Raw genomic sequence first — 19,373 nt, forward strand, 5'->3', positions numbered from 1 at the left:
TGATGTTAATCCAGTCCCATGTATTGCGGGTGTATACCTTAACCTGTGCAGTGTAGTCCCCGGTCTGGTTATACATTCCAGAGCGGTACATTGAAGGGTAAACATATCCGGCTTTAGGTGGTGAAGGTCTTTTGCCGTTTGGCTTTTCTTTCCAGTTTGAAAGATTACTTTTATATGATGAAACCTTACCAATAGCCTCATTAATTGCCCCGCGACGCATGTAGCTTGGCATTTTATAAAACTTTGAGTCAAAATTATACGCCGGATTTGGATTATTTTTTGTGGCATGGATAAGGTGTTCAACATAAGCAGATCTGTCTCTGCCTTCTAAAGAAGATATTTCTTCCCAGTTTTCAAGACAGGCATTAAGAATGTAGTCCACAGCATGCCTGTATATGGCAACAGTCTCTTTGAAAATGCTGTTATAATGTTTGATTTTTACACTGTATGTGGTGTACATTTGCATGCTGCAGACCTCCTTTCCTATTTGTTTTTCTGGGAATTAATATAGCCTGCGACCTGTTCCAGACTTCTGTTGCTTACAGTTGCCACAAAGTATGATGGATTCCATAAATGCCCACCCCAAAGCTGTTCTTTGATTTCTGGATGACTTAAAAACAACCATCTGGCAATATTACCTTTGAGTATTTTTACAGCATCTGGCAACCTAAGCTGCGGTTTGCAGTTTACAAGCAGATGTATGTGGTCTGGCATGACTTCCATTGCAATGACATCCATACTCAAGGATTGGAGCATTTCATTCAGATATTTCTTAACATCTGACTCGATTTTACCAATAAATTCACTCTTTTATTAAACTTTTATTAAAGCCCTTCCTAGTCAGGAAGGGCTTTAACATCACTTGATCCTCTTGAATTTTCCTTTACATGCAGAACATCTGTATTGATCCATATTGCGAATAAAATCGCTGATACGAACCTGTGTTACATATGTTCCGCATCCTTCGCATCGTGCTACATATTTAAACCGCTGCATGAATTCGCCAAGAAGTTCTTCATTCATGTACGGTTTATAATCCGAACACCGTTTAATCTTATACTGATATGTACGGTTTACCTTCTGTGCATAATGTTTCCAAAGTCCGCTGTGTGATATACAATCATTGCAGCTATGCAGCAATTCATGCATTAACACATTTTCCGTAGCAAATGTTTGCATCCGATCGTCAGTGAACACAGGATCTAGTACAATCATATTTTTGTATATCCAGTATCGCCCCCACGTTCTTGCATTTAATTTTCCGGCTCTTACCGTTACGTTTTTGTTGAAAGGAATATGGATTGCTTCCAATTTCCTTTCACACTCCTGTAGTACTGCTTCTAAATCTCTCATTCGTCATCCTCCGTCCATGTAAGATTTCCTTTTTTCAGTTCTTCGCGGAGATAGTTTCCGCCTCTGTTCGGATCTACTGCATAGAACTCTGTACCGTTCATTGTCTCACCATCACACAGAGCGATTACATGATACAATGCTGCTCCAAGATGATTCGTAGAAATGCTTTCTACAAATCCTCTCGTTCCTACTTTGTATCCATACCGATCACCATTCATATCATACAGATTTTTCTTGGTTTCCACAAGATCCCCGACCTTTAAATTCTTCATGTAGATCCTCCTTTTTATTTTACCGATATTTTGTCCTGTGTTTACTCTTGTTATACGAGATTTTAACCTGTCTCATCAGTGGCAGTAGGTTAGTTTTGCCAGACCGCCCGTGTGGGCGGTTTCGACTATTTACTGTAGTCAAATCCTATAGAATCATCCGAAGGACGTCCGCGCACCGGCAAAACCAATACTCGCACCGTCCCGTCATCCGACTCAAACCAGAGTTCACCTACTTGGTATTGGTCATCACGCCCCGCAATATGATTTTCCGCATGAACTGTAGTGCTACCTGTTGCTTGTACTGCAATTTGCAAATACTCTGCATTGGCAACATGGCCACCACCAAGATGGCACCGTACATCCCTAATCTTATCATATTTGTATTTTGCAAGCGCTTTCTGTTCCTTGATGCCGGATTTCAGCTCGGCTATTGTGGGACAAACCAACGTGTCAGGATATTCTTTTTCCGCTCGTGCTTTTATGATGGGCTGCACGTTCATCGGCTTTGCGTCATCAGGCAGAGTAGGTAAGTCGAGCGGTGTTCCGCTGTTCTCGATAAGCATATATCCGTTGCTGACATACTGCTTTCCATCGTCAATCCACGCGCCGTGCAGCCCCTCTTGGTGCGGATGATGTTTTTTAGCAGACTTGATTACAGCCATCATTGCTTTATACAAATCCTGTTTTCCTGCGGACTTTGCATTCTTAACTGCAACTTCCTGCCGCAGAGTAGCAATCACTTCTTCTATCTCCGTAGTCGAGACATATCCTTCCAATACCTCTTCCAATATAGAAATCAGTCTTTCATTTTGCATAATTATCCCCACCATCCGTTATTCAAGATTCTCTTATTGAAGGTTTTACCGGTTAAATACTTCCACAATTCCTCCATTCTGTGAACTTCTTTATGATACACCACGCGAATATTAAACGAATTCTTATCTTCGTTCTCATAAACCCGCAGATGCAAAGATTTCGCCTTTCTTATCGCTTCCTTGTACGCAAATCTTGCGCCATTATCGTGAAGTTTGACACAAAACCCGCATGGATGCACACGAATTAAGTGTTCACCATTGCCGTTATAAGACAGTGCAAGATGGGTTTCCTTATTCAAAAAATGGCTGGGTGTGTTTTCCGACAGGTGTTCGTACCACTTTCTTACTTCTGTTTTCATTTCTGTTCCTCCTCCAATTTGGCATAGAACGCAGCATAATATCCAGTCTCCGAATTGATGCAGTTGTAATACTCAAAAGTATTTACAAGATTGTCAAAATCCTGATCTGGTTCCCAATTCAAATGTGGCGGATAACCCCACGGAGATTCTGGCGAAAGGTTACACGGATGGATCGTGACTTCCTTTCCTTCCTCATGCAGTTTACGAGCACGAGCTTTCGATATTCGTACATATGTCGCGCCGTGATTTCCTTCTCTATATGTAATTTCTCTCATAGTCAATTCCTCCATTCTGTTTTAATATCAATCCCAAAACCTTGCAGGAGCGAACTTGCTCCATTGTTCAATTTTTTCATATATCCCCGACAAAACTTCATGCAAACATTCACTCAGAAGATACTGCCGGATGATGAGATCACACTCTCTCATATCGTCCAGATTTGGATCAACACCAAAATATCTACATGCTTCCTTCAACAGTGCCCAATTGTGACAGAGCTTTTCTTCGGCAATCCATGAGTTACTTTCACTCATACCAGATCCTACAACACTGTATTCCTTTAACAGTATTTTATACACCCTCTCCTCAAAGCCTATGTCTGTCATATCGTTATACGAATAACGTTTCATAAGCCATGCTTCAATATCGTCTCGCATATGTTTTCTGTAATCATACACCAGCGGGTTATATCCATATAACGGCATGTATTTACTATCATCTCTCATAGCCAATTCCTCCGATTTATCGCATCGTCTGCCGTTTGCTCAATGGAATACTTGATTGTTTCCAATTGGTCTATATCTGCCTTCCAAAACGTTCGAACAACGTCTTCCAAAGGCGTTGGAGAATCCAACAATGCAAGCAATTGTTCCTCTGTCAAGTTCATATCCTGTATCGCTATGAGAATATCTAGTCTCACGTAGTAGTCATGCGCATAATCCAGAATTTCTTCTGGTGGTAATCCTACCAGCCAAGCTCTGTACCGGTCCTGTTCCTCTGCCATACGCTTGAAAAGCAGTGTGTACAATTCGTCTAACATGTCTTCCCTTCCTTTCAGCTCCACTTGATGTATGTCTTTTCATCTTTGCTAAACTCCAATACTACTTTCATATCCGTCAAGCTCACCTTTTCCAATTCGCATTCTTCGTACAAGAATCCATCTTTGCCTTTTACGTCAAGGATCAGCGTTGCTCCGGTATGAGAAAATCGTACACATTCGTTCAAAGCAATTACTTCATACGCAGATTCCTCTCCACTCAAAGCGCGACTACATACTACACCAACGGTATTTACAGGGTAAGCAATATCGTTGCACAACACATCCTGCAATATCTTTTTGATTCTTACAATGTCTCCAATCTTAAACATACGATTCAATTCCTTTCGTCTTTATAATAGTCAACCAGAAAACCCATTACCTTTAGGTGATGGGATGAATGGCACTATACCATCACAATCTGAATCATTTGTGATGTTCTTGCTGCAACCCGTTTACAGTTCCTTAACTTTGGTGTTTTGTATCCTCTGGGCATTGATGAAAAGTCTACTGTGTTGCCATCCATATCCATAAGAGTTGCATACCCTGCGGACATTCTGCCCTTGATAAAAAAGTCGTTCCTTATAAATACTCTACCAAATGGTAGGTGTTGCGTACTGCACTGCACTATAACCATGCAGTTGTTCCGACCTCAACTCGACAATGATATAAAGGCTTTTTAAGTACATATCACAAGGCTGTTCTTACTCCGACCTAACTTAAACATGTACGATAGAGCAATGGTCTGTTGCGTCAACCGAAGGTATCATAACCTAAATATCGTAGTACCCATTTTTGAATACTTAGTCTGGTAAACTATTTAACGGAAGCCCTCTACCTTTAGGTGGTGGGTAGTTCACATCAATAAACTCCTCTATCAGTCATGCACCTGTTCTGCAACGAATGCTTCTCTCAACTTGTTCAACTCGCTGATAATAGCCAACGAAGGCATCCTAGAGCTTACAATCTTGGATGCTTCCCGTTCGTATTCCTCAATCTTCTCAGCTCTTGGATACTTTTTCAGCACCCGATAACCGGTCAAAATACAAACGTCTCCGATGACATACACATCGTAATTCCATCCGCAGATCCCGGCATTGTAACCAATGGGATCAACACCGGACAGCAAATCCTGCAACTCACAGGCTCTAGCCGTCACAATCTTATCTACTGGCAAATCAGCGACCTGATTCCTTGTCATTTTCATCTTCATGTACATGTTTCCATCTCCTTAAAATCCACATTTTATCGTACCATTTTGCGCCTGATAGATGACTCCATTCATTGTCTTTACTGTAAGCTCAATCCCTTGCAATTCTCCAACAATCAACCAATAGTCCTGTGTATCTTTTTGGGCATCTTTCAGCCGATTACACAGGTTCAAATAACGATTTTCTAATCGTTGTTTATTTTGCTTGCTCAGTCTTGGCATACTGTCAAAACCTTTCGTACATTTCGATGATACGCTCTTTGGCATCTCGTGTCAGATCTGCCTTAATACGAATTCCTGTGCATCTGCATCTGCGAATCTCGACTATTCTCCATGAATGATATTTCCTACGCAGCTTGAACTGTGTACTCTCAGGAACTCCTCTATACGCATTTGCAAATCTTTGAGCGTGAGGATTGCACCAAAAAGTACAATCCTCTAATACTGTATCGGATACCTGCGAGTATTTGTTTTCAATATCCTTGATCGCGCCGCGAATATCCTCTATCATAATCTTTCTGGTTCTCGCACACTTCTGCGCTCCGGTTAATTCTTTTCGCAGACGTTCCTCGTTGTTGTCGTTAAAAATAATTTCTCTCACGTTCTCCCTCTTTTCTCAAACTGCTCTTTTAAAATATCCTGTTCTTTCTTTTGTTTGGAAGTCAGAATCACAACATCTCCGCGTTTCATCTGAAAACAACCGTTGTTTTGTATGTTGCATTCCTCGCAATATGCGTTATTAAGCCACATAAGCGTTCCTGGATCTTCTTCTTTGAGAAGATTCATAATCTTTTCATACTTATCCATCTCAATTCCTCACTTTCTTCTGCACAGCAAAAGCTCGTTTACCATCTCCCATGATAATGAATAAACCGTCTTCCGTGTCGCAGTGATAACCGTATCCCATTTCCTTCATGCGAGTCTCGGAAAGGTTCGCAATGCGAAAACTTCCACGTGGTGTTATAATTCGTTCCTTACTCAGGAATGCTTCGTCAATTTTCATCTCAGCTCCTCACTTTCCAGCCGTAAACATCGGCAATTTCCTTGCCAACACGGCGCGTATACCGTGTAATATCATCCTTTGTCAGAGTTCCACGTGCCGCCTTGTCCAAGATAAACTGTTCGGTTTCCTCAGAAACAGAATCCTTAAAAACACGGAACAAATATGTATTCGTGGCATCATGGTGCGATTCCTCAGCACGCAGGTTTCCATAGGCATCTACCCAATATTCAATATTGGATGGTCCTCTCAGGTATCCTGTCTTTAAAACATCGGATACTCGGTTTGTGTGGGTTTTACGGTATGCTTGTCTCCTTCCGCTCCACAAACCTAACTCCGCGAAGATAATGATTTCCTTTGGGAATTCAATACCACTCAGATTCATCTTTTCACAATTCAGATATTCCTGATTGGTGTCCTCAGCGAATCTCCACCACCAATCATCGGTCTGATTCGGATATACAGCTTCCATTTCTGCTCGTTCTGCCTTAACGAATTCCTCATCAACAGCATCGGAGTTCCAAATCACATATCTTTTCATGCTTATCCCTCCTCTATTCCTTCCAAGAACGTTCTGAAATCCTCGGACATATTTTCTTTTCCGATAAAGTAGATTTGGCTTCCGCACTTTACCAGATATACACCGGTTCCATTCCTACGAACCTGTGTCCTGCGGAACATTGGATTCCCATCTTTCGGCTGCATCCAAGCAGCTAAAACGGTTCCGAATCCTTCATGCGTGGTGCCGTAGTCGTAAATTCCGACCTTCTCAGTCGTTCCAATGATACAATACGGTGCCTTGTGTTCGAATTGGTTGCGTAAACTTGGACTCGGCAGGCGATCCACCAAACTTTCTCGTTCGCTGCGTCTTAAATCCTCGACCGCAGAGCGGGCGGCTTCCAGCTTCCGTATTTCTGTTGGAAATTCCTCAGAAAATACTTCTGCCAACTTATCTACCGTTTTCCTAGACGGCAGAAACGTTCTGGTTTCCCAGAAATACGGTGTGCAATATGATACTCCTGCTGCCGTTGTGAATTCCTTCTTGGTAAGACCTGTAGCCGCCATCAAGCAAGCTACTGCAATATACAAATTGCTTTCAATCTGCCGTATGTTCATTTCCTCGTCCTCCTCTTTTATCCGAACAGAATCCCTGTTATCAGCATCAAACCAATAACAAGGCAAAACATGAAACTTGTGAATACTGTCTCAACCAGACTGATTTCCTCATGGTTTTCAGTCTTGTCGTGTTTTGAATCACATGTTTTCATGAAATCCATGGCACAATCCAATTCCTTGCGCCGTGCCGGTGTGTTGGCGATTTCCAACACTTCCTGAATTTCTCTTTCGTTCATATCGTTCCCTCCGTTTTTTTCTGTAATTAAAAAAGACAACGAAAACTCGTTGCCTTTTCTTTGTTGTGTCTTTACTTGGTGATTTCCTGTACGTTTCCAACCAGAAAATCAAATCTCATTTCCACGGTGTCAGTATACTGTGAATTGTCATATACACAGTATGTTTCCACCAAGTCACCAACGTTGAATTCCCCAGCGTCAAACTTGATGTAGTTGCCACTATCAGCAGCAGCATTGAGGATGCGTCCATTTCCTTCGGTATCCTCTACGATGGATTCCATGCGTTCTACTAGAACATAAGAATCCTTACGCTCCTCTAAATCGCGGAGCGTGAGCTGATCCGAATCCACGACACGAACTGTATAGCCCATTTCGGGCGCAACTTCCTGCATAAATCGCAGAATATTTGCGTCTGAAACGCTGCTGGAATCCTCTTTCGCGGTATCTGCACTGATTTCCTCCGCGTTTTCCTCGCGCGATTCCAATACAGAGCCGGAATCCTCGCTGGAATCCTTGGTGAAATCCTCACCGGTTTCCCTTCCTGCGTCTGGCACAATCGTGTCCGGTACGGAATCCAATACCGCTGTATCCGGTTCGAAAATGCTGACTTCCTGCGTTCCCGCGCTGGGAACGCTGTTCAAATCCTCGGCGTTTGCAGCCGGAGCAGCCGTACAGCCGCCCAGAATCGTTGCGGTCAAAATAACCGCGATGATGCTCATAATCTTCTTCATGTTCGTTTCCTCCGTTTTTGTGTTCGTTTGCATTGAGTCTGTATTTTTTTCAATCCTCCCAGCTTCGTGTTTCGTATACATTATCTGCGTGGGTATCCACGCGCAGGACTGTAAACCGCTCGTTGTCATCCTGCCAGATAAGCGCGTATTTGCGCTTATCCGAAAACCTTGGCGTGCCGCAAAAGAGATAACTTTCACGGATGGTGCCGCACAGCATCCCGTCCGGAGTCCATACGAGCGGAATCCAGCCACCGCCGGACTGGTATACACGAGCCACATGCATCGCGTGACGCATGTAACTACCGTTAAGCGGTTTGCGGGCAGGGAGAAATTCCCATCCTGTACGCCAACGGTTCTCTTTCGCGCAAGCGTTAACCAGCGCACGTACAGCCTTTTTCATGGTTTTCTTTTTCATAATTCATTTCCTTTCTCCGGCGAAATCCTTAGTGGATTCTTTTGTGAATACATTCTATGGATGCGGGCTTTAGGATAAACCCGCGAGAACCTGCCCGTTATACACGGGCAAACGATTGACAGCCAATGATGCGTCCATCGTTATCACGAACTGTATCGTTCACAATAACGAAATCCTCACGCCCAGCGGCGCGGGCAACCAGAGCGGACACGATATAGAACGTTCCGTCCTGCTGCGCAGGAAGTTCGTATCGAAACTTGTCTCTGTCAATGAGATAGAGTTCCCCAAACTCTGTTTTCGTCAGGGGAATTCCTGCGATTTCCCCGACCACAACGGTGTCGGATTCGCATCTTGCGATGTATCCGGACGCCTTATAAACGGCGATTTCCTCACCATTCTTCAAAACGGTGATGGCGTGCGGCGTGAGGTTGACAATCTTCACGCAGGATTCCGGCGTGGAATCCTTGGTGAAATCCTTGCGGGAATCCTTGTGCATGAGAGTGATACCGCCAACGCGGTTGTTCTTGTTTTCGTTCATTGTTCTATCCTTTCTCCGTGCCGCCTTTTTGGCGGCATTTTGTGAATAACTTCCATGGACAAGGGTTTTTGTGCGGATGCCCTTGAAAACCGCCCGATGTTAGCCAATCAGGTCAAGCAAGACCTGACTGTATTCGCGGTCAATCTTGCCAGCTTCTACACCGGCATAGATTGCATCTCTCAGCTTTTGAGCGTTTACACGCTGTTCAGTAGCCGCCTTTTCTAACTTCGCCACTTTCTCCTCAGTGGCGTTCAACGCTGCTTGAGCGTTGTCCTTTTCGGCATTTCTGTCTTTCTTCTCCTTCTTCTTGTCTGCTTCCGCTTTATTCTCAGCGGAAGCAGCCTTTTCGGCATCGGCTACTGAGTAGCCGACGATCCAACGGATAATGTGCGGCATGGCGTTCTTTACGAATGTTGCCTCTGTCACCAGTCCGCCGGACTTGGTGAGAACACCATAGAGATACTCTATGGACGTATCGGTAACCACAAGGGCAGCTTTACGGGTACCCTTATGGTTAATTCGGGTTGCAAGCAACCCGCAGACGTTTTTCAACGCCTGAACCGCGCCCGTTTTCGCGGTCTTACTGTTAGACAGAGCGGCTTTTGCTTCATCGGCTTTGCTGGTATCAGCTAAGCCGATGTCATGCGCGGCTCTATATGCATCGGACAGATGCACGTAGAGTGCATGTAACGACTGTTTCAGCGGTTCCGTGTCCATGTCAAGAGACGGGAAACCGTTGTTCCAACCAGCCTTGACACACGCCGCGCCCAAAGCAGACCAGCGAATAGTATGCTCTTTCCCTTCCGGGTCACACACACGTTTGGTTTCGTACTGGTTATTCTCATTCTTCTTTACGTTGATACCTTTCATGATTTTGTCCTTTCTCCGTGCCGCTTTTTAGCGGCGTTTGTGAATAAACTTCTATGGACAAGAGGGTTTTTATACAGACCCTCTCGAAAACTGTTTTTTGTGCAAAATATCTTGTGAATACTTTACACTGAATATATTGTACAACTATGCAGATTTTACCGGACATATCACGGTAACTGCATAGCCGATTATTTTTCTCAACTTTAGGGTATAACTACCCATTAAGTATAGTTTTCACTCTGTACTATACCGCCTTTTATTTGATATAGCTGTAAAGACAAATACAGCATTAGCGTTGTTCTCAGCAGTTTGTAAGGCTGTTTGAGCACTCAAACGATATAAAATTATCGAGATACAATGCAGGCTTTTCACTTGCTTGTCAATTGTTAACAACTTGCCTACGTTGTGACGGCAACCCGTCACGCGGTATGCTGGTTTTCGTGACCGTCAACCAGCGCGGGTCATTATCAACTTTTGATACTCAGATTACACGCTGAGTGCGTGCCATGATTATTGATAATACTATAAGCTACTACATCCAGATTACACGCTGAATACGTGCCGTTTGTTTTTGTTTGTGCTTGTATTATATCACTCGTTTGCGAGCTTGTCAAGCACTTTTTTAAAATGTTTTTTATCAACTGACCGCGGGGACACTCAAGCCGCCGTGCATCGGTCTTTTGTTGATGCTTGTATTATATCACTCGTTTGCGAGCTTGTCAAGCACTTTTTTAAAATTTTTTTCGAGATATATATACATTATATTATATATATAGCAAGTGGTATTCGATACTATATGATGTATATGATATAGTAATATAATATAGTATTACATACTACTTAGTATAGTATATATACTATGATATAGTATTGTATACTATTTGATATGATATATATTGATACAATATAGTATTACATACTATGTTAAATAGTATGTATAAATATATAACACAGTGGCATAAATAGTACGAAAATAGCGCAAAAATGGTGTAAATATGTTAAAATATTGCAATAAATGGACAAAAAATGGACTCAAACCGCCTTTTTTATCAAAATTGTAAACTTGCATAAAAAAATTTGTTAGTATGTGCTAATTTACAGCATTTTGCACATAAAAATTAAAAAGACCGTGCACGTACTTATTTTTTTGTCTAGCATTGCGAACATTTTCAACCCGTTTAGACAGCTAAAATAAGCCAAATAGGGGTTATTTTACAACTTTTTGAGCACTTTCAAGAAGATATTTCCCATAGTTTATCAAAAAATCTATTCAAACTATTTCACCTTTTACTCCATAAACATTCCAAATATCTACTAAAAACATTAAAAAATATAACTTTTTTCTGCATTTAACCATACTTTTTCTATAAAATTTTTCAAAAAAACTATACATTTTCTTCAAATAAACCACCATTTTTTCTACAAAATGCAGAGTTTTTCTTATAGAAAATACTGTTTTCTTACAAAAAATGTACGTTTATTTTCACAAATATTTTCAATCTTTCCTCTATATCTATCCATTTTTCTCACAGAACCGATATGTTCAAACTATGAAAATGTTTCCATTTCACGCTACAATGTTACATTGACAACCACTTTAGATCATGCTAGAATAGATTGTTGAAACATATTATTGTTAAAAACATAAACTATCTCTGTCTATCGAGCTGCCAATCTAAACTGCCAAAGGTAGATGTATACTATCTTTCCGCAAAAAAAGAAAGCCCCCTAGGGGGGGTGGGGGGGATTCGTAGCTTTCTGCATTAAGCCCTCCTCCTGAAAAGTGGATAGCACAGGTAAAATTTCTTGTAAAGGACTGATTGTTATTTATCAACTAACTACCAGTAAACATACGCTGAATACACATGTATCAGATTTGATTCATGCTGCCGACATTGTATCTTTTCCCTCTAACTCTGCTATCTTTTTAAATGTAGGTACAGGCGGTGGCAAAAGTTACTTCTGTAAACATACATTATATAATGTAGCAGCCAAGCAAAATAAAAGAGTCCTCTACATAATCAGTAGAGCTAACCCGCGCGATCAGTTTTACAACGAGATTGTAAAAGCTGGCAAGCAAGATTACATCTCTATTACCACCTATCAAGCTCTTGAGTCTCGTATATTAGCAGGAGAACCATACGTCTTATACAAGTACGATTACATTGTATTTGACGAATATCATCGTTTTATATCCGACTCTATCATAGATACCAATACAGATTTGTTATTGAAAGAAGTATTCAATTGTTCTGCTGTACGTTTCTTTTTATCTGCTACGCCATATGGTATGGATACCTATTTACAGCAAAGGTTTTCACAAAAAAATATCTATTATACTTCTTATTATCTGCCAGCTTGCTACAAATCAATGACGCTTCGTGTGTATCAGAATCAAATCAGCATCGAACACGTTCTATCTAAAGCCATCAATGAAAATGTAAAAGCTGTTTGTTTCTCAACCAACATTCAGCTTCTACGAGACTTGTACCAGAAATATAGAGAATGCTCTCTGTTCATCTGTTCAGAAGCCAATAACGAGTATTCAAAGTATGTTGATGAAGATAGTAAGCAAGCAATGTTGGAGTCAGAAAAGCTACCTTGCATCATTCTGTTTGCGACTACTTGTCTTGATATTGGATTCAATCTGAACGATACCAGTATCAAATATATCATCTGCGATCTGGATGATATAGATCAAATCAAGCAGTGTATTGGCAGACGCAGAATAAAACACGAAACTGATTCCCTACAAGTATATGTAAAGGATCAATCTACTAGCATGATGCAACGATCTATCAAAGATTGGGAGAAAAAGATTGAGCCTGTCATTTATCTTAACAGGTATGGAGAGGTAGCTTACAAGCAACGGTATCTACAACGACATCAATATAAACCTTCCAGACTTATTTTTTGGGGGAGCGATGAGCGTGGCAATCCACTTTTACAGGCATCAGAGTTAACGTATCGGTATTATGTACATCGAATCAAACGCTGCCGCGAGGTGTTAAATTCAGGAAAAAATTTTCTCAGCTTTCTTCAAGGCGAGTTTGATTGTAATACTATTGACCGTGAAATTGCTTTACACTCTAATATCGTGAGGTATGTATATTTACTTAGAGTTGTCGGTAAAGAATTTGATTTACAAGAACGTAAGGAATTTTGCCGACAACTCAACTATAGAGACACATACAGGAATTTAGTAAAGACAATAGATAAAATAAACAAAGAACTACAAGCAGAATGCCTCCCGTTCGAAGTGCAAAAGATTATTGTTAAGAAACAAACGTTTTGGATGGTAACGCTAATCGAATAATTCTAAGCGAAAAAGGGAGGGTTTCTGCGTGAGTTTTTTCCCATACCCTTATATAAATATATATATGCGTAAGTTTTTTCCATCGTATCCGGCGTGAGTTTTTTCTGCGTGAGTTTTTTCCCATACCCTTTTTTACCGTCCAACCAGGGTGTTACCGTTTTCTGCACGTGGGTTATCTTCAAGTGCAACCTTTGATATAGACTAGCTAATAGTTTTAACATTTTAATATTGCATTATTTTGTCAAATATGGTATAATAATAAAAGAATGGTAGGTGATTTTTTGTTTGGTAAAAGAAAGAAAGAGATTGTATCCGCAGCAGAAGACTTATTATCAAGCCACGAAGAACTGATGCGAAACATTAAATCTTTGTGTCCCGCGATTCTATATTATATTATCAGGACGGAGAGCGGCGAGAAATGCAGTACAGAAGTTTTTAACAAAGCATTACATTCTACTCTGACCATCTTCTCTTGTGCGTATGGAAAGTCGATGTCTCGGCACCCAGAAGATGTATTGAATCATCTATTTGAGGTAGCAGCCGGATATGATGGTCCTTTGTTGCCGGAATATGAGGGTAAAGTCGAAGACACTCTCAGGAAATACTTTGATCGAGTTAAATAATATTTATGGAGGTGCAGTACAGTGAACTTAGAAAACCTTAACGAGTGTGGAAAGCGTATTGATGAATACGTGGAGATGTTGCAGAAAACACCTTACGGTGTTGATATGCCGAAGTTATTAGCAATGTCGCGTGGAGATGCTGAAAGCATCACGACTCAATTGCATCGCGCTGCGGATACTCTCTCTGTGATTCTCAAATTACTTTGGGGACAGACTGATTTACTGAATAATCTTGTAGAGGACCAGCCTATCGTAGCTAAACCGAAGCACGTAATTTTTCATCGCAATGATGACGGTACCGTTGTAACCACGATGGATTGGTCTGATGGCAGCGTGACAACCGCAAAGAATTTTCCGGAAGATGAGTTTGACGCTATTACAGGCATTAACATCTGTCTGGCTGAACACGCTGTAGGAAATAAAAATAGATTGAGAAAGTTGTACAAGAAGTTCGCACCGGAGGCATATGAAGAACAGTTTAACAGTTAAGTCCTTTTTAGATTTTGTTTCCCACTCTGAGACAGAAGCAGAACTGGCAAAGGAAACTTTAGAGGAATGCGATAAGAAAACTCAAGATATATTGCATTACTTAGAATTCAATGACGATCCGTATTTAGAACGGAAGAAGATCACTGATCTTCTTCCCTCTATCCGCCGTGAGAGACGAAAAGCGAAAGATACAAACGCTATTCTCTCCCCTTTGGTTAAATGGTCACGTAGCAATAAAAAAGCTCTGTCTGAATTGCAACAGGTTCTTGGTAGTATTCGCAAAGAAGAACAGTATCAAACCAACAGAGCTTATCATTATCGTACCGATATTGTAGAAAGCACGCTGAAAGAAGGAATTAACAATGACAACGAATGAGGCAATCACGTACTTAGAAGATGAGGTAAACACTCTGGAAGAAGTCGAAAGTTATTTTGCCAGCACGGATCTTGAAGATTGTCCGGAAAATGAAGAATGCTTGCGTAACACTGTTCGCGAGTTAGAGGTTCGCCGGATGTCTATCAATGCTTTGCTTTATAAAGAGAACGACAATCGAGCAGAGAATGTGTCTGTTTGGCATCCGTCTGATGATTTTATTTGTAGTTGTTGCGGCATCGAATTAGAAGGATGGCGTAAAGTTATCGGAGATGTATCGAGTGACGCTTGTGCTTTTGAGGAATTCTCTTTTAAGTATTGCCCGAACTGCGGACGTAAATTGATATAATAGGAGTGATTCTGTATTATGACGTTAGAAACGGCTTTGTCTTTTTTACGATATGAGATTATGTCTGCGGATGCAGCATATGATATATTAAAAAAAGATTCGCGTGCTAAGAAACCCGGTTCAATTTTTGAATACTATAAAACCGTATGCTTTAATCGTGTGGTTGCATTGGAAAAGATTCACGATACGATTCAAGATGAAATCGTATCTAAATCATCTGCATGGGTAACATTAGAAAGTAAAGATGTCGGAGACTTGTACTCGTGTGCTTCTTGTGGCATGGTCTATAAAGACCGTTTTCCGTACTGTCCGAACTGTGGCAAGCGAATGTTGGTCTAATGCCACACGATACATTTTATTCACAATGGCGGTGGTTAAGCTGAATGAAGTAGTGATAGAAACATGCATGTCGGAAATCAAAAACAACGCATATTTACTGCATCGGCATTTATTAGATTATAACGCCGAGATACGCAAGACTATGTGTTTGCGTCCGAAACATGAACAGATAAACTGGGTTAATCGTGAATCTAACGCAGAAGATACCTATCGAGATTTGATTCGCAACATATATGAATTACATCGTTTACTAGGTTATCCCTGTGTTGGAGGTGAGGAACATGTGTGAGTGTTTGTTTGCACCTCTCTGCCAAGGAACGATTACTGACGAAGAATGCAGTGTATGCGACCATTATAGTGTATGCAGCTACGATAATATAGGAGTGTGCGAATACGAAGAATATTTTGACGAATGGTTCAATGATTGGAGTATCTATTGCTCCGAGTATACAAACTGAGGTGACGCGAGATTTTTGCACCACCGCTTTATAAAGTGTTAAAGATCTCTCTGCCCCTGTTGATGAATCATGATTTTGATTTTACAGAGGCAGAGAGTCTTGCCGCATATTATGTAAATCAGCAAGACAATATGTTGTTCCGTCAAATCAGATTGATTACGGGAGACTGCGGCAAGCGCAACGATTACATTATCTTTGTGAATTGTAAGACGGGAAAATCTCACGCAGATGAAATGAATCGTTTAATCTGCGAAGGATTTTATGTTGGCTCAAGGCACTATGTTATCTGCGAACGTTCTGCTTCAATGACACGAACATCTATATTATCTTTTGTAGATGAAACTATCAATGCAGAACTTACTGAGCGTGTCACTATGGGAATACATTTAAAGTCTACCGTACTTTCTAAATGGTATGCGTATCGAGGGCTGATGTTAAGCTCTTGTCATTGCTTAGAAGATTGGTATCCGCGCATCATTATTGTACCGGACTATGAAAAGACAATCCCAAATCAAAAAATTAAGTATGTCTATGACAAAGAAGTCGAGCTGGTAAATCATGACACTGGCGAACCTTTTACGTGGAAACAGAAAGATATTGCAACAGGTACGAGAGACATTGATATAAATGTATTTGATGGCTGCGGTATTCATCATCCAGATATTACGGATGCGGTACGCGGTATGTTAGACTCAAAGACCGACCCTACTACTATATTATGGCGTGCTCCATTTATTAAAGGCGTTACTCATGAGATGGATTATACTACTTTTTTTGCGGAGCGCGGCGTGACAGAGATCACAGATGTTTGGGGTATGAAGCATGATGTTTCTCCGACTGCTCCCCCAGCTATTATCATGTGCGAAAGCATGTATAAGGGTAAAAAGTATTTTAAAGATACGGGGACATACGCTGACTGGGAGCGTTACTGGAAACTGTTCCGTCAATATAATCACTGCATCGGAATTGCTAAGTGGAACTTCTCTCTCGATGAAGAACCTATCTATACCAGAGCCAATTATCAGATATTACAAGATTTAGATTTACCGTTTGATGAGTTCGCCCCGCTGGCTGCTTATTCTGTACACAACATGGAACGTATCTTATCTGGCGAACCGGTTGCATTATATGCTTTTCTCGGATTGTATGCGGATCAACACAAAGGTTTGAATCAATACATGGAAGCATTGTTGAAAGACAGGCGCATGATTGACGAAGAAAGCGTGCGTCACTATATCTTCTCTTTGATTGATAAAACGATTGACGAGATGAAATGCGGTAAGCTGTATTTGAAAGCGTGCTTCAAATTTATTGCACCGGACCTGATTATGCTGATGGAACATATAGGCGGCCTCTCCCCTACTGGCTGCCTTGCTGCTGACGAGTTCTTTACGTTTAACCGCGAAGGAGAATTTAATGGAGAATATCTGATCGAGCGTAACCCGCACATATGCCGATCTGAACACGTGATTTTGAATGCCGTCAATAATGATTTAACGAACAAGTATTGCAGACATTTGGTCAACGTGTGTATGGTGAACGGTCATTCAATTACTCCGCAACGCTTGAACGGTTGTGACTTTGACGGAGACTTAGTTTTTGTTACCGATAATAGAATCATGATGAAGGGTGTTCACAGAGATGCACCAATCACCATTGATATAGAAGATAAGATTACAGTGTTAGATGAAGAAGATACATTAGAAAATCGTGCCAGCATGATCTTGAGAGATCATAGTAACATGATCGGAGAGGTATCGAACTATGCCACTGCATACCACAACAAAAAGCCAACCTCAGAGAAAACACGCCAGCAGTATGAGTCTTTTGTAGACTTATTATCGGTTATCAATGGAAAGGTTATCGACTCTGCAAAGACGGGTGTTGTATACAATGTCCCGCGTTATATCGCTAAGTATGGCAGACCCCTTCCCTATTTTATGAAGTATGCTTCTGATTACTATGCGAGTATGAAGCATTTATCTCAGGCGAATAGCAACATGAATCGTCTCTGTTGGCAGCTTGAGTCGTGGCACCAAGAGCAAAAGGGCCGAAAGAACAAACACAAGATCCGCTATCATATAGCGAAAGAGTTAAATTTGCCAGAGCATTTTTTACAGCGCAACTTTGACTGGACGATTATGATTGACCCATCTATCCCCGTAGATGAATCAAAACTGGATAAACTGGAAGTCATCTACAAAAAGTTTTTAAAAGAGAACAATGAGGTTGTAAAGGAATACCGGCGTGCTCTCGGCTTGACAGTAAGCCAATCTCCAACAGAGTATGTTGACGCTCCTGACTGGACTGCCTTTTACAACTCATATCGGCTGCAATGCTTAGATGTGTGCCCGAACCCGTGTGAGCTTGCGAACTTGATTGTCAGGGTGTGTTATGAGAGACATCCAAAGAAGAATAAGAAATTTATTTGGATCGTAGGCAGCGAGGGTGTTTTATCAAACTTAAAGAATGTTGAGACTGCTCTCCCTATGCGAGATCCAGATGGTGAATACGAGTATTTAGGAAATCATTACAGAATGGAGCAGATTATTTGATTAACGAAGTTTTACTGGTGGAAGATTTATTAAACGGCAAAGGAGTGAACAAGCAGTGCATGTATCAGCATTGTTATCTGATGTCAAAATATTTCTTACAGCAGGGACTTGACCCTTCGGAAGTAAGAGAGAAAATTTTTTCTTGGGCTACTAGCCAAAAGATTTTTTTAAACGTTAGAGAAATCAACGTTAATCAAATTATTTATCGTGCTTCTCATGATAAAGTCAGATTGCGAGAAAATACCGCTGTGATGATTTCTTCGCGCGACATTGAAGAAATCAAAAAGAAATTCGATAACCCGAAAGTTCGTAAAGTTGCTCTCGCGTTTTTGTGTTATGCAAAAGCTGCTGCGAATTCGGACAATGAATTTGACGTATCCCTTCTTGCTTTTAGCAACTGGCTGCACCTCTCATATAGTTCAGTGCGAATGACTTATTTATCGGAGATCATTTTTCTTGGCTATTTGAAAAAAGTAACTATGTCGAACAAAAAGATACATGCGTGGGATTCTAAAGTCAAGTCGAATATGCAGAGATTTAAGTTTCTTGTGAATTTTAAAAATGTTGGCGAACATCAATTGATTGATAACAACATTGACGCTTTGTATGATGAATGCTTTAATTAAAGAAAACCTCCCCAGAGCGGGGAGGTTTTTACTTTGCTATTATGAATACTAAATATGTCGCAAGAAATTTTGACAATAAAATCTGACAACGATTTTTGACAATAACTTTTGACAAGAATCTTGTTGATCTACCTAAGGGGTTATGCCCCAAATTTAGAAAAGAAAGGGAAAATTTTTTGATTATTTTACAGACCTCCGAAGTGAAGGAACTCCGCAAGCGAAATAAAAACCATAGACTTGTGAAGACATGCGGACACAAGTATTACATGTGTAACGATGATTGGGACGCACTCT

28 protein-coding genes, 1 other RNA gene and 1 pseudogene are annotated in these 19,373 nt (G+C 40.9%); 7 read left to right on the top strand and 23 right to left on the bottom strand.

Annotated elements, in window-relative coordinates; translation table 11 throughout:
• The 23 genes and pseudogenes from KQI75_RS11550 to KQI75_RS11660 all read right to left on the bottom strand — a co-directional run.
• Window positions 1–466 (bottom strand): annotated as a pseudogene (locus KQI75_RS11550) (IS200/IS605 family accessory protein TnpB-related protein); the annotation flags it as partial.
• A 17-nt stretch (window positions 467–483) separates the two neighbouring features.
• Complete coding sequence (gene tnpA / locus KQI75_RS11555; RefSeq protein ID WP_407927193.1) at window positions 484–798, bottom strand: IS200/IS605 family transposase; 315 nt, start codon at window positions 796–798, stop codon at window positions 484–486.
• A 60-nt stretch (window positions 799–858) separates the two neighbouring features.
• Window positions 859–1,353 carry a SprT family zinc-dependent metalloprotease gene (locus KQI75_RS11560; RefSeq protein ID WP_216470958.1) on the bottom strand — a complete coding sequence of 165 codons (495 nt, stop codon included), beginning with the start codon at window positions 1,351–1,353 and terminating at the stop codon, window positions 859–861.
• Window positions 1,350–1,625: a hypothetical protein gene (locus tag KQI75_RS11565; RefSeq protein WP_216470959.1), complete on the bottom strand. Its 276-nt coding sequence runs from the start codon at window positions 1,623–1,625 to the stop codon at window positions 1,350–1,352. The genes KQI75_RS11560 and KQI75_RS11565 overlap by 4 nt, the downstream gene beginning before the upstream one ends.
• Window positions 1,626–1,686: 61 nt before the next feature.
• Window positions 1,687–1,752, bottom strand: an RNA gene (locus KQI75_RS11570) — hammerhead ribozyme type II.
• Complete coding sequence (locus KQI75_RS11575) at window positions 1,751–2,440, bottom strand: hypothetical protein (protein ID WP_216470960.1); 690 nt, start codon at window positions 2,438–2,440, stop codon at window positions 1,751–1,753. The genes KQI75_RS11570 and KQI75_RS11575 overlap by 2 nt, the downstream gene beginning before the upstream one ends.
• Before the next feature lie 2 nt (window positions 2,441–2,442).
• Window positions 2,443–2,799 (bottom strand): hypothetical protein, encoded by a 357-nt coding sequence (locus KQI75_RS11580; protein ID WP_216470961.1) that lies wholly within the window; start codon window positions 2,797–2,799, stop codon window positions 2,443–2,445.
• Window positions 2,796–3,074 (bottom strand): hypothetical protein, encoded by a 279-nt coding sequence (locus KQI75_RS11585; RefSeq protein ID WP_216470962.1) that lies wholly within the window; start codon window positions 3,072–3,074, stop codon window positions 2,796–2,798. The genes KQI75_RS11580 and KQI75_RS11585 overlap by 4 nt, the downstream gene beginning before the upstream one ends.
• A gap of 27 nt (window positions 3,075–3,101) precedes the next feature.
• Window positions 3,102–3,524: a hypothetical protein gene (locus KQI75_RS11590; RefSeq protein WP_216470963.1), complete on the bottom strand. Its 423-nt coding sequence runs from the start codon at window positions 3,522–3,524 to the stop codon at window positions 3,102–3,104.
• Window positions 3,521–3,838, bottom strand: a complete 318-nt coding sequence (locus KQI75_RS11595; protein WP_216470964.1) for a DUF3848 domain-containing protein — start codon at window positions 3,836–3,838, stop codon at window positions 3,521–3,523. Before KQI75_RS11595 ends, KQI75_RS11590 begins: the two co-directional genes overlap by 4 nt.
• A 14-nt stretch (window positions 3,839–3,852) precedes the next feature.
• Window positions 3,853–4,167 (bottom strand): hypothetical protein, encoded by a 315-nt coding sequence (locus KQI75_RS11600; RefSeq protein WP_216470965.1) that lies wholly within the window; start codon window positions 4,165–4,167, stop codon window positions 3,853–3,855.
• A gap of 545 nt (window positions 4,168–4,712) precedes the next feature.
• Window positions 4,713–5,054, bottom strand: coding sequence for a hypothetical protein (locus KQI75_RS11605; RefSeq protein ID WP_216470966.1), 342 nt, complete (start codon window positions 5,052–5,054; stop codon window positions 4,713–4,715).
• Between the two features lie 12 nt (window positions 5,055–5,066).
• Complete coding sequence (locus KQI75_RS11610; protein ID WP_216470967.1) at window positions 5,067–5,267, bottom strand: hypothetical protein; 201 nt, start codon at window positions 5,265–5,267, stop codon at window positions 5,067–5,069.
• 4 nt (window positions 5,268–5,271) lie between these two features.
• Window positions 5,272–5,646, bottom strand: coding sequence for a hypothetical protein (locus KQI75_RS11615; protein ID WP_216470968.1), 375 nt, complete (start codon window positions 5,644–5,646; stop codon window positions 5,272–5,274).
• Window positions 5,643–5,852, bottom strand: a complete 210-nt coding sequence (locus KQI75_RS11620) for a hypothetical protein (protein ID WP_216470969.1) — start codon at window positions 5,850–5,852, stop codon at window positions 5,643–5,645. Before KQI75_RS11620 ends, KQI75_RS11615 begins: the two co-directional genes overlap by 4 nt.
• Window position 5,853: 1 nt before the next feature.
• Complete coding sequence (locus KQI75_RS11625; protein ID WP_216470970.1) at window positions 5,854–6,048, bottom strand: hypothetical protein; 195 nt, start codon at window positions 6,046–6,048, stop codon at window positions 5,854–5,856.
• Window position 6,049: 1 nt separating this feature from the next.
• Window positions 6,050–6,586, bottom strand: coding sequence for a hypothetical protein (locus tag KQI75_RS11630; RefSeq protein WP_216470971.1), 537 nt, complete (start codon window positions 6,584–6,586; stop codon window positions 6,050–6,052).
• A 2-nt stretch (window positions 6,587–6,588) separates the two neighbouring features.
• Window positions 6,589–7,161, bottom strand: coding sequence for a hypothetical protein (locus KQI75_RS11635; RefSeq protein ID WP_216470972.1), 573 nt, complete (start codon window positions 7,159–7,161; stop codon window positions 6,589–6,591).
• Between the two features lie 17 nt (window positions 7,162–7,178).
• Window positions 7,179–7,397, bottom strand: a complete 219-nt coding sequence (locus KQI75_RS11640; protein WP_216470973.1) for a hypothetical protein — start codon at window positions 7,395–7,397, stop codon at window positions 7,179–7,181.
• Between the two features lie 71 nt (window positions 7,398–7,468).
• Window positions 7,469–8,128, bottom strand: coding sequence for a hypothetical protein (locus KQI75_RS11645; protein ID WP_216470974.1), 660 nt, complete (start codon window positions 8,126–8,128; stop codon window positions 7,469–7,471).
• Between the two features lie 49 nt (window positions 8,129–8,177).
• Window positions 8,178–8,543 carry a hypothetical protein gene (locus KQI75_RS11650; RefSeq protein ID WP_216470975.1) on the bottom strand — a complete coding sequence of 122 codons (366 nt, stop codon included), beginning with the start codon at window positions 8,541–8,543 and terminating at the stop codon, window positions 8,178–8,180.
• 97 nt (window positions 8,544–8,640) lie between these two features.
• Window positions 8,641–9,081 carry a hypothetical protein gene (locus KQI75_RS11655; protein WP_216470976.1) on the bottom strand — a complete coding sequence of 147 codons (441 nt, stop codon included), beginning with the start codon at window positions 9,079–9,081 and terminating at the stop codon, window positions 8,641–8,643.
• Window positions 9,082–9,180: 99 nt separating this feature from the next.
• Window positions 9,181–9,951, bottom strand: a complete 771-nt coding sequence (locus KQI75_RS11660; RefSeq protein WP_216470977.1) for a hypothetical protein — start codon at window positions 9,949–9,951, stop codon at window positions 9,181–9,183.
• A 1,783-nt stretch (window positions 9,952–11,734) separates the two neighbouring features.
• On the opposite strand from KQI75_RS11660, the gene KQI75_RS11665 reads away from it, so the two are divergent.
• The 7 genes from KQI75_RS11665 to KQI75_RS11695 all read left to right on the top strand — a co-directional run bounded on the left by KQI75_RS11665 (window position 11,735) and on the right by KQI75_RS11695 (window position 19,079).
• Entirely contained in the window at window positions 11,735–13,267 is a 1,533-nt protein-coding gene (locus tag KQI75_RS11665) for a DEAD/DEAH box helicase family protein (protein WP_216470978.1), read from the top strand.
• A gap of 644 nt (window positions 13,268–13,911) precedes the next feature.
• Window positions 13,912–14,379 carry a hypothetical protein gene (locus KQI75_RS11670; RefSeq protein ID WP_216470979.1) on the top strand — a complete coding sequence of 156 codons (468 nt, stop codon included), beginning with the start codon at window positions 13,912–13,914 and terminating at the stop codon, window positions 14,377–14,379.
• Window positions 14,357–14,755 carry a hypothetical protein gene (locus KQI75_RS11675; RefSeq protein WP_216470980.1) on the top strand — a complete coding sequence of 133 codons (399 nt, stop codon included), beginning with the start codon at window positions 14,357–14,359 and terminating at the stop codon, window positions 14,753–14,755. The genes KQI75_RS11670 and KQI75_RS11675 overlap by 23 nt, the downstream gene beginning before the upstream one ends.
• Complete coding sequence (locus tag KQI75_RS11680) at window positions 14,742–15,101, top strand: hypothetical protein (protein WP_216470981.1); 360 nt, start codon at window positions 14,742–14,744, stop codon at window positions 15,099–15,101. Before KQI75_RS11675 ends, KQI75_RS11680 begins: the two co-directional genes overlap by 14 nt.
• A gap of 18 nt (window positions 15,102–15,119) precedes the next feature.
• Complete coding sequence (locus tag KQI75_RS11685; RefSeq protein WP_216470982.1) at window positions 15,120–15,440, top strand: hypothetical protein; 321 nt, start codon at window positions 15,120–15,122, stop codon at window positions 15,438–15,440.
• A 520-nt stretch (window positions 15,441–15,960) separates the two neighbouring features.
• A complete protein-coding gene (locus KQI75_RS11690) occupies window positions 15,961–18,453 on the top strand; it encodes an RNA dependent RNA polymerase (protein ID WP_246566659.1) in 2,493 nt (830 codons plus the stop codon).
• Window positions 18,450–19,079 carry a hypothetical protein gene (locus tag KQI75_RS11695; protein ID WP_216470984.1) on the top strand — a complete coding sequence of 210 codons (630 nt, stop codon included), beginning with the start codon at window positions 18,450–18,452 and terminating at the stop codon, window positions 19,077–19,079. The genes KQI75_RS11690 and KQI75_RS11695 overlap by 4 nt, the downstream gene beginning before the upstream one ends.
• The last annotated feature ends 294 nt before the right edge of the window (window positions 19,080–19,373 follow it).

Source organism: Butyricicoccus intestinisimiae (assembly GCF_018918345.1).
GTDB lineage: Bacteria > Bacillota > Clostridia > Oscillospirales > Butyricicoccaceae > Butyricicoccus_A > Butyricicoccus_A intestinisimiae.